Source organism: Paenibacillus sp. Aloe-11 (assembly GCF_000245715.1).
GTDB classification, from domain to species: domain Bacteria; phylum Bacillota; class Bacilli; order Paenibacillales; family Paenibacillaceae; genus Paenibacillus; species Paenibacillus kribbensis.
On the sequence record NZ_JH601050.1, the window covers coordinates 652,985 to 666,817 of the forward strand.

The 13,833-nt window shown below is 43.6% G+C and carries 14 protein-coding genes, 1 tRNA gene and 1 pseudogene; 13 read left to right on the forward strand and 3 right to left on the reverse strand.

Annotation, left to right across the window (positions count from 1 at the left end; genetic code table 11):
• Window positions 1-941, reverse strand: a pseudogene (locus tag WG8_RS09105) (GGDEF domain-containing protein); the annotation flags it as partial.
• A 195-nt stretch (window positions 942-1,136) separates the two neighbouring features.
• Here WG8_RS09105 and WG8_RS09110 point away from each other — a divergent pair.
• Window positions 1,137-2,261 (forward strand): glycosyltransferase family 4 protein, encoded by a 1,125-nt coding sequence (locus tag WG8_RS09110; protein WP_007429846.1) that lies wholly within the window; start codon window positions 1,137-1,139, stop codon window positions 2,259-2,261.
• Here WG8_RS09110 and WG8_RS09115 read toward each other — a convergent pair.
• Window positions 2,258-3,364: a YkvI family membrane protein gene (locus WG8_RS09115; RefSeq protein ID WP_007429847.1), complete on the reverse strand. Its 1,107-nt coding sequence runs from the start codon at window positions 3,362-3,364 to the stop codon at window positions 2,258-2,260. The two genes, WG8_RS09110 and WG8_RS09115, sit on opposite strands and share 4 nt — an antisense overlap.
• Before the next feature lie 140 nt (window positions 3,365-3,504).
• Here WG8_RS09115 and WG8_RS09120 point away from each other — a divergent pair, with 140 nt between their 5' ends.
• From WG8_RS09120 to WG8_RS09140, 5 genes are all read left to right on the forward strand, one after another.
• Entirely contained in the window at window positions 3,505-4,110 is a 606-nt protein-coding gene (locus tag WG8_RS09120) for a DedA family protein (protein WP_007429848.1), read from the forward strand.
• Window positions 4,111-4,195: 85 nt separating this feature from the next.
• Window positions 4,196-4,768, forward strand: a complete 573-nt coding sequence (locus WG8_RS09125; RefSeq protein ID WP_007429849.1) for a xanthine phosphoribosyltransferase — start codon at window positions 4,196-4,198, stop codon at window positions 4,766-4,768.
• A 103-nt stretch (window positions 4,769-4,871) separates the two neighbouring features.
• A complete protein-coding gene (locus tag WG8_RS09130; protein ID WP_007429850.1) occupies window positions 4,872-5,216 on the forward strand; it encodes a hypothetical protein in 345 nt (114 codons plus the stop codon).
• 138 nt (window positions 5,217-5,354) lie between these two features.
• A complete protein-coding gene (locus WG8_RS09135) occupies window positions 5,355-5,579 on the forward strand; it encodes a hypothetical protein (RefSeq protein ID WP_007429851.1) in 225 nt (74 codons plus the stop codon).
• 117 nt (window positions 5,580-5,696) lie between these two features.
• Window positions 5,697-6,026, forward strand: coding sequence for a carboxymuconolactone decarboxylase family protein (locus WG8_RS09140; protein ID WP_007429852.1), 330 nt, complete (start codon window positions 5,697-5,699; stop codon window positions 6,024-6,026).
• 140 nt (window positions 6,027-6,166) lie between these two features.
• Here the strand turns inward: WG8_RS09140 and WG8_RS09145 are convergent, their stop codons facing one another.
• The gene (locus tag WG8_RS09145) at window positions 6,167-6,703 is read right to left on the reverse strand and encodes a hypothetical protein (protein WP_007429853.1); all 537 of its coding nucleotides are present in this window, start codon (window positions 6,701-6,703) and stop codon (window positions 6,167-6,169) included.
• A gap of 219 nt (window positions 6,704-6,922) precedes the next feature.
• On the opposite strand from WG8_RS09145, the gene WG8_RS09150 reads away from it, so the two are divergent.
• The 7 genes from WG8_RS09150 to WG8_RS09180 all read left to right on the forward strand — a co-directional run bounded on the left by WG8_RS09150 (window position 6,923) and on the right by WG8_RS09180 (window position 13,801).
• Window positions 6,923-7,007 (forward strand) — tRNA-Leu (locus WG8_RS09150).
• A gap of 374 nt (window positions 7,008-7,381) precedes the next feature.
• A complete protein-coding gene (locus WG8_RS09155; protein WP_007429854.1) occupies window positions 7,382-8,134 on the forward strand; it encodes an SDR family NAD(P)-dependent oxidoreductase in 753 nt (250 codons plus the stop codon).
• Window positions 8,135-8,180: 46 nt separating this feature from the next.
• Entirely contained in the window at window positions 8,181-9,260 is a 1,080-nt protein-coding gene (locus WG8_RS09160) for an alkene reductase (protein ID WP_007429855.1), read from the forward strand.
• 119 nt (window positions 9,261-9,379) lie between these two features.
• Window positions 9,380-10,393 (forward strand): NADP-dependent oxidoreductase, encoded by a 1,014-nt coding sequence (locus WG8_RS09165; protein WP_007429856.1) that lies wholly within the window; start codon window positions 9,380-9,382, stop codon window positions 10,391-10,393.
• A 99-nt stretch (window positions 10,394-10,492) separates the two neighbouring features.
• Window positions 10,493-11,065 carry a TetR/AcrR family transcriptional regulator gene (locus WG8_RS09170; protein ID WP_007429857.1) on the forward strand — a complete coding sequence of 191 codons (573 nt, stop codon included), beginning with the start codon at window positions 10,493-10,495 and terminating at the stop codon, window positions 11,063-11,065.
• A gap of 246 nt (window positions 11,066-11,311) precedes the next feature.
• Window positions 11,312-12,010 carry an SDR family oxidoreductase gene (locus WG8_RS09175; protein WP_007429858.1) on the forward strand — a complete coding sequence of 233 codons (699 nt, stop codon included), beginning with the start codon at window positions 11,312-11,314 and terminating at the stop codon, window positions 12,008-12,010.
• A 606-nt stretch (window positions 12,011-12,616) separates the two neighbouring features.
• Entirely contained in the window at window positions 12,617-13,801 is a 1,185-nt protein-coding gene (locus tag WG8_RS09180; RefSeq protein ID WP_007429859.1) for an acetyl-CoA C-acetyltransferase, read from the forward strand.
• Window positions 13,802-13,833: the final 32 nt, after the last annotated feature.

The following is a 13,833-nucleotide window of genomic DNA, read 5'->3' on the forward strand; positions in this document are numbered from 1 at the left end:
CCCCCGCCGCCGTAACGCCCGGTCAGTCCGATTTCATCCAGCTCATCCTCCATAATCTGCGCGACCTGCTTCAGCACTTCATCCGCGCGGGCGTGACCCTGTGTATCATTCAGTTTTTTGAAATTGTCGATATCGCAAAAAATGACCGATACGCGTATTCCCTGCTCCATGTATCGTCGCAGTCGTCCCGAAAAGTATTTGCGGTTGTACAGACCCGTCAGACCATCTGTGATGGAAGAACGGTAAATCCTTTGAAGCAGCTCCACAATCCGTTCAAACAGAATGATAAACAACGTGGTGTAATACAGCAGCGGCAAAAACGACATCCACAGAACTGTATTTTCCGTGCCTTCCTCTACAGGGATATCACTTCCCAGCCACAGGCAGCCGAGCCAGAGCAAATACAGAAGCAAGCCGACTGTAAATTTCCTGGGCTGGCCGATTCTCGGGGTGATGAACACCATACTCAGTATAAGCACCAATACTCGATAAAACAGAGTAAATTCCACCAGCTTTGCTGCGCTGATCCAAGCGGGCAGCAGGCTGAAAGTCCAGGCAAGAACCGGCAATATCAATAACGCGCCCAGTAGCAGCAGAGTCCATGTTTCCGCACGTTTTAGCTTTCGGTAGAGTTGAAATACGGCGGTATTGATGAGCATGAAGGCAAACGCCTCCAGCGTGTTTTTCCACACGATTCCGTGCAGCAGCATCTTGCCTCCACTCGCCGAATAGAGATTCATGGCTTCATATGTCATAATAAAAATAGCGGCAACGGAAAAAAGAATATAGGCTTTTTTTCGTTGTCTGCTATATATGATCACGCACATAAGCGCCATCATGAGTATAATATACAAACCGCAGGCTGCAGTTACGGCCCCGGCTAAAGATGGGAAACCCCATGTTCCCATTAAGGACAACAACGTCAACGTCACCGACTCCATCTGTCTTGATAGTAAATCTATTGAACGGGCGATATCGTTCCGATACAATAGACAGGATTGATCCCAATTAAAATGTTATAATTTTCTTTTGTACTTAATATTTATTCTCAATATATCATCTTTCAGAAAATCCGGAAACCTATACATACAACCTGTGTTCCGGTCAGTACAATGGCTTGAAAGGGGAAGCACGTCATGAAATTGCTACAGGCTCTCTTTTTCCCACCCGAGCAACCGGGCGGCGTTTCATCTATGATTCCATATTTGCAAGAGCGATTTGCTTCTCCCCGTTGGGAGATGGAGCTATTTTCTATCCCTAAACGGATTCGTAACAAGGGTAGGGATGAAGTAAACTTCGAAACCTTTGACTGGACGCAGTATGGACAGTATCCAGTTGTACAAAAATATATCCAGACGTACCGTGACTATTTGTGGTGGACCCGGCTTCGCATTCAGAAGCCCTATGATCTTATTCATGCTCATCATCCTATTGCCGGGATCGCCATGAAAAATGTTTTTCCTGACATCCCGCTTGTGCAGACGATCCACTCTTCTTATGAGAAGGAGCTCATTCTAAACGGTAAAATAGAGGAACACGGGCCTGAACATCAATTTCTGATATCGCTCTATCGAGAAATGGAGTATAAGGCAGACCGCCTGATTGCGGTATCTCGTTCTTTCAAGCATTATTTAGCGCCGTATGTACAGAATCCGGAAGATATTGTGGTCATTCCGAATGGATACGATGAGAAGCGCTTTAAGCCTATCCCACACGATAATGAAGTGACACAGCTGATCACAGTCTGCCGCCTCGTTCCGGCCAAAGGACTGGATATATTGTTGAGGGCCTGTGCTGAATTGAAAAAAAGAAATCAGAGCTATGTCCTTCATATTATCGGAGACGGCCCGATTCGCCCTGAGCTGGAAGAGATGGCACGTCAGCTGGATATTTACCATGAGACGATTTTTTATGGATATACTCTTCATCCGGAAGAATTTATGCCTTTTTTTGATGTGTTCGTTCTGCCTTCGCGGGCGGAGGCTTTTGGTTCCGTATTTGCGGAAGCTGCGTTGAGCTGTCTGGCATTGGTCGGTACAGAGGTGGGGGGAATACCGGAGCAAATTGAGGATGGGGTAAATGGTCTGCTCGTGCCACCCGACAATCCGAAGGCACTGGCAGACGCATTGGAAAAGGTTATTGCAGATCCTGCCTATCGTTATGAGCTGGCTAGATCTGCCTGCGAAAAGGCTAAATCAAGTTATTCCTTGAGTAAGGCGGTTAATGAGCTGAAGAAAATGTATTTGAAGTTTCCACGTTAACCATGGCGCGTATTATCGGGTTTGGAATCTGAATGCCGAAAGCTGGAGTGGGGACGTGAGGAGTGGAAGGGTCTCCTGCGTCCTGCCATAATTAGTTTACTAATCCACATCAGACTGAGCATTCCGAAAATAGGATAGAGGACGGATAACAGTGAGCTGAAACCGAACTGACTGATTAGAAAACATGTGAGCATAATGAATAATGTGATAAGCTTGGGCGAAATTTGGATATGCTGACGAATTTGCAGACTGATTCCATAGATGTCGGCGACAAAGGTACTGAAGATTTCCATAAAAATAAGTACAATGTATATAATTTCGACCATCGAGCCCAACTGGTAAGCAATGCTGCCCATCGGAATTTCAAATTGCTGAATGCCAGGCATATGCGCTGACATGACAAAATGTGCAGCCATCAGCATACACCCGACGCCAATTCCGCCCAAAATGCCGCCCCAACGGATGGTTCTGCGGGAGAAAGTTTGGCTGCCAAGCGGGACAAGCACGGCCTGTGCCATCGTCAGATTGAAGGACGTGTACAGGAGTGGAGAAATCCATGTCCGTAATGTACTGTGATCTGTCGTATTCGTAATAAAGCTCTGCGGATTTGGCATGGACAGTGTGCTGTGAACGAGCAGAAGAGATATGGTAATCATCAGCGGGACAACAATGGTGTTCATATGCAGAATCGCTTTAATGCCTTTATTCAGCAGCAAGTAAGTTCCGATCAGTGTAATGAGCAGTCCAGTCTGGTAGTGCAGATGAAGATGCTCCACAAAAACTGAGCCGGCTCCTGCCAGCATGACGCTGTTCACGCCGACCAGCACAGTGAGCGTGGACCAGGTGATCCATTTTCCGGCCTTGGCGCCAAAAAGGTGCTTGTTCAGATCCTCGTAGGACCTGGCTGAAATATCATGAGCGATTAGCATCATTTTCGTACCCAGCCATACAAATATGATTGTGGACAGAATAATCGTGAGTGTAGCCCACCGTCCATACTGCGTAAAAAATTGCAATATTTCTTGTCCGGTAGCAAATCCGGCACCGACGATTGTACCGATGTATGTAAAAGCAATCTGCAAAACATGAATATTACGTTTCATCCCCAGTCCCTCCTTGCACGCTTGAATAACGCTACAGTGAGCATATAATACAAACTATGTTCAACTGAAATGGGACATGACTGGATGATACTGAAATAATTATAGTGAATTCAATGAATAGCTTGACGGGAGCGTAATTTATGGGTCAAATCCTTGCATGGATACTAGAATACGGATATTTGGCAATGTTCGGCTTGCTTGCCCTTGGAGTAGCTGGTATGCCGATCCCTGACGAAGTGCTGATGATCGCCTTCGGCGGGCTCGTGTCTCAAGGACACTACAACTTTATCGCAGCGCTGGCAGTTACATTTTCCGGAAGTATGACGGGAATGATGCTCAGCTACACGCTGGGTCGTCTGCTGGGCAAGCCGCTGTTGCACCGATACGGTAAATGGGTGAGGCTTACCCCCTCCAGGATTGCTTCTTCCGAAAATTGGTTCGGACGTTACGGCACCTGGGGGATTCTGTTTGGTTATTTTGTCCCCGGCCTGAGACATGTGTCCTCATATTTAGCAGGTACAACCCGTCTAAGCGTTTTTCGCTATATCAGTTATGCATCAGCAGGAGCGCTGCTGTGGTGCGGTACGTTTCTGGGGATTGGACATGCGGTGGGCATGCACTGGGAACAGGTGGCAAAGCTGATGGAGAAGGTGACGCATCGGGTAGGTTTGGTCGTCATTCTTTTAATCGTTTTGGGTGGAATCACCGCATGGTTCTGGAACAAGCGTAAAAAAAATGTTACATGACCATCTGGAAAGCAGGCTTTGGCTTGAAAGCGGCAGGTGAAGTATGGTACTTTTACCGCATAGGAATGCCTTGGGAGGTCATGAAATGGAAGTATTAAAGAAACGAATTTTAAATGAGGGTGTGATTGCGTCAGATCAGGTATTGAAGCTGGATGGTTTGCTTAACCACCAAGTTGACCCGGAACTGACGATGGAAATGGGACGAGAGTTCGCAGCCCGTTTCCGGGAAGAAAAAATCACCAGAGTCGTGACCGTGGAATCTTCAGGCATTGCCGTAGGCTTTGCCACAGCGCTGGAGTTAGGTGTTCCGTTGGTATTTGCTCGTCGAAAAAAGACTTTATTGGCTGATCCGGACGCGCTGTGCGAACGCGTACCTTCGTTTACGAAAGGGATTGTCACGGATATTATGCTATCCCGTCAATTTATTCACGAACAGGATCGTGTGTTGTTCATTGATGATATTATCGCCAATGGCGATGCCGCGCGAGGCATGGTTAAAATCATTCAGCGTTCGGGAGCCGAACTGGTCGGATTCGGTGTCGCGGTGGAGAAATGCTTCCAAGCTGGAGCGAGAACAATTCGTGAACAGGGCATTCGTGTAGAGTCATTGGTCAAAATCACATCGCTGGCTGACGGTAAGATCGAGTTTGCTGAATAGTAACAATTCGGCTGCTCCTGATCCTTATTTGTAATAATATCCTTTGCATGAACCTTAATTTCGCTTATAATATAGATAAGGTTTTGGGAGAGGAGGCAGCAACATGGGGAAAGAACAATTGACCGAACAGTTTTTTCTGGAAAAACTGGCAGCGGCTAAAGTACATTTTGAACGCGCCTTGGATTGTAAGCATACGGAATTCGACGATTTGTATCCCTATATGATAGAACATCCTCAGTTTTTTTGGTATAAACGCTATGTGGCCTGGTCAGAGTTGTTGACGTTGGTTAACCTATGCGAGGAATTGTCCTTCTCTTGGAAAGAAGAATTTACTGCCCATCAAGTGGAGTATGTAGATCAGCGAGTGTTGTCTGCACAAGTGCTGGACTTCTGGTACGAGAAGAATGATACAAAAGAACATGATCACAGTGTAAATCAGTCGGGATAATTTGTCGCTCTGTTGGCAATCCATATAAGTAGTAAGAGAGAAGAGACCTAGATGATTCGTTTAGGTCTCTTTTTTAAGCTTTTTAATTATATATGTGCTGATCGTTGTGCCAAAAAGTGTGTAAAGGGGGAGAACAGGATGATTTTAGATGAAGAATTGGATGCCTATCGGCTTTCCGGTGAGAAAGTGCGTGTCGTGCGGGATGGATTGGAGTCCAACGATGTCATTGGTATTGTTCTGGCGTGGGATGATGAGCAAGTGCTTATTCGCCGCCAGAATCGACGTGTGGTCAAGCTGGATCGCAGTTATACATATCAGCCGTTCAGTGAGCCGCGTCACAATCCGGTAGAACTGGATAATTAGAAGCATGGCTTCAAATGTGGTTGAATATCATAACTTGATGGCTCATCAGGCATACAGTAACTCCAAACCGGACACAGTAATGAAGAATAACTCAACATGAGAGGACGTGCTGTGTCAATGACGGTTATGAATGAAAAAGTACATGCCTACAAGGATCAAATTAGCCATTTGGAAAATAAGCTCCCGGAGGTAGTCCATGCCTATCATCGTTTCACCGGAGAGTGCTTTCAAGCCGGGAGTCTAGATGAGAAAACCAAGCAACTGATTGCGCTCGGCATTGGTTTATTTGCTAACAATGAGATATGTACCTTTTATCATGTGGACGAGGCCCGATCCAAGGGAGCCAGTGATCAGGAGATTATGGAGACCATTGCTGTAGCTGCAGCGGTAGGCGGAGGACACGCACTTAGCCAAGGAGTTACACGTGTACAGAAGGCGCTGCAATAAAGCGAATGATGTATGGAAATTCATCATACACCGCTCATAGCGGGTAGAAATGGATACTTATAGCTGACAATTATGCATAGAAGCTTCCGAGCACGGTTGATGCTTGCGGAAGCTTCTTTTGCTTGCGAGCTGTGCGGGGATTATGCGCTTCCGCTTGTGGCAGAAGCAGCGGGGCGAAGCGATTTACGCTTATAGGCCGGGGAAGGGCTAACCAGATTCCGTTCAGCGAACCGTAGAGGCTTGGTAGCTGAGCGGCTATCTGGAACGGGGTGATGTTTTTCAGGTAAAGGAAAGGCAGCTGTATGAGGCATAGAGGTTGAGAGCCCCAGATAAGCGCGCATTCGTTCATACATTTCTTTGCGGAATACAGGCATAGCCATACTAAACTGCTTTTTATTTCCATTACTTATATAGGTGGCGTAAACGCCTGAGAGGTTTTGTTGTACATCCACAACACGAATATGACATTTATTGAATTCATGTTTTACTTCCGATAGTAAGATTCCAGTACGATCTACTCCTGCGTTGATCATTTCGACATAAAGACCAGGTGTTTTCAGAACACCGCTCTCTTCAAGAATCAGACTGTCCCGCTCAAATACTTTTTGAATAAAGGTAAGAAGCAAATAACTTTTCACAATTGACAATTCATTCTGAGCAGTAGTTGAAGAGATCATAACCATTCACCGCCTTAGGGAAATATGGTGATAACACATATTTGGCTGAATGAGCATAGAACCTACGTTCTCAGGAACTTATGTTCCTATTCTAATGTATTATTCCTGATTTATCAAGAGAGAATCAAAAAATAAAAAGATTTGACATCTTGATGTGAGCATGGTATGATCTATCTTGTCGCTAAGAAAGTTATTTTTCGAAGATTCGACAATATATATGCGGTCGTGGCGGAATTGGCAGACGCGCACGGTTCAGGTCCGTGTGGGCTAACCCCCCGTGGAGGTTCGAGTCCTCTCGACCGCATCACCTTACAATCATGGTTCGTAATTGCTGAAGCAATTACGGGCCTTTTTTACGTGGGTTGCAGTTTCAAGCTGTTGCTCATGACTTGGGCAGAGAAGAGAAATCTACAATATGTGTTCTTGATTGCTCCTTGTTATATAAATGGGGAGCAGAATCAAAAAAAGGCAACTTTCATAATATGTATAAAATGACCAACAACCTATATAAGTAATGGCACAGCAAAGAGACTATTGTCTTTTATAAAAAATACTTTACTGATCATTCTAGAAATGATATGCTTAGGCCAAGTTAGATCAAATCGTTCTTTTATCACTAAAATAGAATGATCATTCTTCAATTATCAAAATAATGTTTCTTAAAAGGGAGAGAATTATATGAAGTATACAGTTATTACAGGAGCAAGTTCAGGAATAGGTTATGAGACAGCATTGGCGTTTGCGGCTCGGGGCAAAAACCTGATTATTGTAGCTAGAAGATTGGACAAATTAGAAGAGCTTAAATCAAAAATTCAGGAAATAAATTCTGATTTAGACGTTGTTATTCTTACAAGTGACCTGTCGGTTACTGATCAGGCCTATACTCTGTATAACGATTTAAAGGAATATCAAATCGAGACATGGATTAATAATGCAGGGCTTGGAGAAGGCTCCTTTGTTGCTGATCAGAAACTGGAAAAAGTAGAAACCATGTTACGTGTTAACATCGAATCCTTGACCATTCTTTCTACACTATATGTGCGAGACTATGCTGATGTAGAAGGTACTCAGTTAATTAACGTATCATCAGCACTCGGATATGCTATTGCTGTTGGCAATGTTGCATATTCTGCATCTAAATATTATGTTAGTGCCTTTACAGAAGGGCTTGCCAAGGAACTCGAACTGAAGGGTGCGAAAATAAAGGCAAAAATTCTAGCACCAGCCATAACGGAAACGGAATTTGCCAATAAATCAGTAGATGTCGAAGATTTCGATTACAAAGCGAACATGCCTAAGTACCATACTGCCAAGCAAATGGCGGGTTTCATGGTGGATCTTTATGATAGCAACGAAGTGGTAGGAATTGTAGACCAGAACTATGATTTCAATTTGAGAGGGCAAATCTATCCGATAATTTCAGAATTTTAAATCCAATTGTACATCTGTACAACTCATTTGAGTAGGAGGAATAAAAGTGGGGAAATTATGGAGCCAAACAAGAATTGGAAAAATGGAATTGCCTCATCGGTTAGCGATGGCGCCAATGACACGTAGTCGAGCACAAGAAGATGGTACACCGGGAGAGCTGACTTCGCTTTATTATGCTCAACGTGCATCCATGGGACTTCTTATTACGGAAGGGGCACAACCTTCAGATGATGGTCAAGGTTACTTATGGTCACCTGGGATCTATACGGAAAAGCATATTGAAGGGTGGAAAAAGGTTACAGACGCAGTGCATGAAGCAGGCGGATATATTTATATCCAAATAATGCATGCCGGTCGTATGTCGCACCCCGACAATACACCCCATCATCGGCAGCCCGTTGCACCTTCTGCAATCGCACCAGGAAAAGAAATGTTTACGGCTACAGGCATGCAGGACATACCCGTACCACGTGAGTTGAGTAAAAAAGATATTCAAATGACCATTGCAGATTATCGTAAAGCCGCGGCGGCGGCTATTGCAGCAGGAGCTGATGGTGTTGAAATTCATGGAGCAAATGGTTATCTGATTAATCAATTTATCGGAGAAAGTTCGAATACGCGGACGGATGAATATGGTGGTTCTATAGAAAATCGTGCTCGCTTCGCTATTGAAGTAGCAAAAGCCATCGTGGACGAGATTGGTGCAGAGAGAACAGGCTTCCGTATTTCTCCAGGAACTCCTCTTGGTGGGATTCAAGATGGTGAACAAGGTCCTGATCTTTATCGTTACCTGACGCAAGAATTAGCTAAATTAAATTTAGCTTATCTTCATATTATGCACCTTGGAAACGAAGAACTGCTTCAAGACATTCGATCTCTATGGACGAATCCGTTGTTAGTCAATCGGGCTGGACGAGCACTGGAAGATCTTAGCGTTGATATCGATAGTGGTCTGGCTGATCTGGTACCCGTTGGTGTATGGTCATTGGCTAATCCAGATTTAGTAGAACGACTTCAAAAAGGTGCGCCGTTGAATGAAGCAGATCCTGCAACATTCTTTGGTGGCGGAAGCAAAGGCTATACGGATTATCCTATGATGAAAGAATTAGAATCTCAGAAGGGGTAAGTATAGCTCAGCAGTAATGCTAAAAAATGGCGCACAACTACTGGCTGGCAAGTCGGGAAGGTTTGAGTAAGGTAAAGAAACCCAATGGAGGTAATTCAACAAAAGGGTGATGAATAAAAATGAAAACACTCATGAAAGCAGCTCAGATCACCGAGTACTCAAAAAAGATCCATGCGGAAGTTAATAATATTCCAATTCCAGAAATCAATGACAACGAAGTTTTGGTAAAGGTTAAAGCCGCGGCGGTCAATCCACTCGAAATGTTAGTTATCACAGGTAGCGTGAAACTGATTCAAAATTATGATTTCCCATTAACGCTTGGTAATGAATTGGCAGGCGTTATCGAAAAAGTCGGAAAAAATGTGACAGATTTTCACGTAGGAGACGATATCTATACACGTCTCCCACTGAAAAAAATTGGTGCTTTTGCGGAATATGCAGCAATTGATGCTGCGGCTATTGCTCTTATGCCAAAAAACTTATCCTACGTGGAAGCCGCTGCTGCAGCATTGACTGGACTCACAGCGTATCAAGGTCTGCATGAAGAACTTGAGGCACGGTCAGGTAAATCTGTTTTCATTCCAGGTGGATCGGGTAGCTTTGGTCAAATGGCTGTCCCAATCGCAAAGGCAATGGGTCTAAATGTCATTGTTAGTGGCAACGCACAAGCGCGCGAACGCACTTTGGAAATTGGTGCAGACCAATATTTGGATTACACAAAAGAAAACTATGTTGGCTTGTTGTCGAATGTCGATTATGTGATTGATACCTTGGGAGCCGAAGAATTTAACAATGAATTAAAAATCATAAAACCGGGCGGAAGATTGCTCTCTCTCCGTACAGGACCCAATAAACGTTTCGCAGAAGACAATAATTTTCCATGGTGGAAACAAAAGCTATTTTCTGTTGTTGGCGCAAAGTATGACAACAAAGCCAAGAAACATGACGTGGAATACCGCTTTATCTTCGTTCGTTCTGACGGCGCACAACTAAAAGAAATTACCAAAATCATTGAAAAAAACAACATTGTTCCACCAATTTATCCAACACTATTTACCATAAACAACGTAAATGACGCGCTAGAATTAGTCGCAAATGGACGTCCAAAAGGGAAGGTTATTATTAATTTTTAAGGGTGACATAATACGAGCGGGAGAATCAACAACATAAATGGGCAATTAAACTGTTTTTCAATTCACTTAAATGTATAATGAATGCATGAGGTGATGACAATGGCAAGATATAAGGAATTTGAAGTGAATGAAGTATTAGATAAAGCGATACAACTCTTTTGGGAGCAAGGTTACGAGAAAACCTCGATGCAAGAATTAGTGAATTTTATGGGAATACACAGAAGAAGCATCTATGATACTTTTGGGGATAAGCATTCCTTATATATGAAAGCACTTGAGCGGTACGAGGCTATTCAAAATAAAAAAATGAGATTATTGGTTGAGAAGCAAGAACCGGTTAAGGAATTAATTCGACAATTTTTTGAGTACTCGCTAGAGAAAGAAGGAGAACCCCAAGGGTGTTTCATCGTAAATTCGGGTGTGGAGCTGGGAGTATTAGATCCAGAAGTTTCCTCCTTTGTTGAAGATAGCTATTCAAAAATGGAGAAGTCGTTATATAATCTCATCCTTTTTGGTCAACAAACAGGTGAAATCAAAGCTCGTCTTGACCCTGAAGCTCTTTCTCATTACTTCATGAATGTTTGGTTAGGATTACGTACGATGGTCAAAACAGCAACTAATCAAGAGAAGCTATCGGGTATTATTAATACCGCACTGAGCATTTTAGATTGAAAAGGGAAAATATGTATTTTAAAGCCGCTGATCTGAATAGCGAAGATCAGTGGTGCTTTAATAACGAATTATGCAAGGGAAAATTATTTACCAATCGTTCTAGATATGTTATATTGATGATGAGGGGAAATGAAATGGCATAGAAGCTATTAGATACAATACCAGTATTTATTTTTTTCACTTTACTAGAATGATCGTTCTTTTATGATCTGTTGTAACCAAAAACAATAAAAGGAGCACATAAAAATGAATATCTCTGAACAAGTAGCCTTTGTCACGGGTGCGAACCGAGGTCTTGGTCGCCATCTTGCGCTTGAACTTCTATCTAGAGGAGCTAAGGTTTATGCTGGTGCAAGAAATCCGGATTCCGTTGACATTCCTGGTGTTATACCTGTAAAACTTGATATTACCAACCCTCAAGAGGTAGCTGCAGCTGCCGTGGCAGCTAAGGATGTTACGCTTCTGATCAATAATGCAGGCACGTCTACAGGCGCTTCTTTGCTTGACGCAGATCTCGAAAAAATACATTTGGAGTTTAATACACACGTCTTTGGTACACTATCCATGGTCCGTGCTTTTGCACCTAATATTGCAAAGAATGGCGGGGGTTCAATTCTGAATATTCTTTCCGTATTATCTTGGGTTAGTATGGGAAATGAAGGCGCGTATACGGCTGCAAAGGCAGCGGAGTGGGGACTGACAAACGTACTGCGCTTAAATCTGTATCCTCAAAATGTGAGAGTTGCCAGCTTGCATGTGGGATTTATGGATACAGACATGACGGCAGGTGTTGAAGCTCCCAAATCCAACCCCGCGGATATTGCAAAAATTGCTATTGATGGTATAGAGTCCGATAGCTTTGAAATTGTCACCGACGACGTAAGCCGCACTGTCCAAAGCAGTCTCGCCGGCGGTGTTGCTGCGATATACCCACAGCTATCCTAATACGTTAAGGGGCGACGGCCAAACAGCCAAATTAATTCTCTTTGCGTATGAAGAAGTGAGGATATAGCAATGAAAGAGCTCTTGAATTTCTTTCTGTGGAGATTCAGGAGCTTTTTTACGTAATTGGGGTGACACCATTAACAAGAAGCAAGCGGGCACAATTATGACGAAGATCATGAATATTTAAAGGCAAACTCAGGCGATTGGCCTCGTCTTTTCACGTATTGATTAGGAATTTCATTTTTAACAGTAAATTCAATTTGTGATCATGATTTTCAGAAAAATAAAGAAATTAACAGAAAACATTAGAATGGCCTGTTTATGTTGGAGTATATAGCTTTATACATATCTTTATAGAAAAATATGTATTTTTTTGAACATTGAGCAAAATTCGTATTGGAACTATGATGAAACTGGTTCTTATTTCCAATGAAAGAAAGAAGGCGATCGAATCGTCACACTCACCGTCTTAGGCACCATGATATGCTCGCATGCCAATGTATTTTGCAATCGCTACGTTTCGTAAGTGAAGAGTGGAAATTACGAATTGAAGTGCAGTCATGGATGTATAGTGTCTTGAACACAGCGAAAGGAATGTGAGTTTTTATGAAAAAAGTAGCTTTAGTAAGTCCGTTAAGAACAGCGGTCGGCTCTTTTAACAAAACCCTTGCGCCCCTAAGCGCTCCTGAACTGGGAGCAACCGTGATGACAGCATGCCTTCAGCAAAGTAAATTAGAGCCTGATTTGATTGATCAAATTTATTTGGGAAATGTTCTTCAGGCGGGCAACGGCCAAAATCCTGCCAGACAGGCGGCCCTAAAAGCCGGTATCCCTATCGGTGTACCCGAAACAACGATAAACACGGTTTGCGGTTCTGGACTTCATGCCGTCGCTTTAGCCTACAATTCAATATTGGCGGAACAAGGAAACATCGTATTGGCCGGAGGCATGGAGAGCATGTCGAACGCCCCTTATCTGCTAAGAAATGCAAGAAACGGCTACAAGCTTGGCAACGGTGAATTAGTAGACTCCCTGGTGGCCGACGGCCTAACGTGCCCGATCAACAATTACCATATGGGAATTACCGCAGAAAATGTTGCCGAGAAATATGGAATTTCAAGACTTGAGCAAGATGAATTTGCCTATGAAAGCCAAATAAAGGCTGTAGAGGCAAAAAACAAAAAGGTTTTTGAAGAGCAGATTGTTCCGGTCATGATCAAAACCAAAAAAGAAACGATTTATTTCACAGAGGATGAACACATAAGAGGAAATACAACGAAAGAAAAACTTGCTACTTTAAAAACTGCGTTTAAGGAGAACGGAACGGTTACCGCCGGAAATGCTTCAGGAATCAATGATGGCGCGGCAGCTATGCTTGTAGTGTCGGAAGACAAATGCAAGGAACATGCGTTAAAGCCGTTGGCATATATCAAGGGTTATTCACTTGTTGGCGTTGACCCTGCATATATGGGAATGGGACCGGTGAAAGCCATTTCGACCCTTCTTAAGCAACAGGGAATGTCCATCGATGACATTGATCTTTTTGAAATTAATGAAGCGTTCGCCGCACAAGCAGTAGCAGTAATGAAAGAGCTTGGGGTCAATCCGGAGAAGGTGAACGTCAATGGCGGCGCGATCGCGATCGGGCATCCTGTCGGTGCAAGCGGTGCTAGGATCTTGGTTACGTTGGTTCATGAAATGGCGCGAAGATCTTCACGTTACGGCATCGCCTCGTTATGCATCGGAACGGGAATGGGAATAGCGATGCTGGTTGAAAATGCACTCATTTAAAGTGCGCGTTCGACATCGAATCCACTTCGTGA

Coding starts and splice junctions, on each gene's coding strand:
- WG8_RS09110 (WP_007429846.1), top strand. CDS start 1,137: ATGAAATTGCTACAGGCTCTCTTTTTCCCACCCGAGCAACCGGGCGGC.
- WG8_RS09115 (WP_007429847.1), bottom strand. CDS start 3,364: ATGAAACGTAATATTCATGTTTTGCAGATTGCTTTTACATACATCGGT.
- WG8_RS09120 (WP_007429848.1), top strand. CDS start 3,505: ATGGGTCAAATCCTTGCATGGATACTAGAATACGGATATTTGGCAATG.
- WG8_RS09125 (WP_007429849.1), top strand. CDS start 4,196: ATGGAAGTATTAAAGAAACGAATTTTAAATGAGGGTGTGATTGCGTCA.
- WG8_RS09130 (WP_007429850.1), top strand. CDS start 4,872: ATGGGGAAAGAACAATTGACCGAACAGTTTTTTCTGGAAAAACTGGCA.
- WG8_RS09135 (WP_007429851.1), top strand. CDS start 5,355: ATGATTTTAGATGAAGAATTGGATGCCTATCGGCTTTCCGGTGAGAAA.
- WG8_RS09140 (WP_007429852.1), top strand. CDS start 5,697: ATGACGGTTATGAATGAAAAAGTACATGCCTACAAGGATCAAATTAGC.
- WG8_RS09145 (WP_007429853.1), bottom strand. CDS start 6,703: ATGATCTCTTCAACTACTGCTCAGAATGAATTGTCAATTGTGAAAAGT.
- WG8_RS09155 (WP_007429854.1), top strand. CDS start 7,382: ATGAAGTATACAGTTATTACAGGAGCAAGTTCAGGAATAGGTTATGAG.
- WG8_RS09165 (WP_007429856.1), top strand. CDS start 9,380: ATGAAAACACTCATGAAAGCAGCTCAGATCACCGAGTACTCAAAAAAG.
- WG8_RS09170 (WP_007429857.1), top strand. CDS start 10,493: ATGGCAAGATATAAGGAATTTGAAGTGAATGAAGTATTAGATAAAGCG.
- WG8_RS09175 (WP_007429858.1), top strand. CDS start 11,312: ATGAATATCTCTGAACAAGTAGCCTTTGTCACGGGTGCGAACCGAGGT.
- WG8_RS09180 (WP_007429859.1), top strand. CDS start 12,617: ATGAAAAAAGTAGCTTTAGTAAGTCCGTTAAGAACAGCGGTCGGCTCT.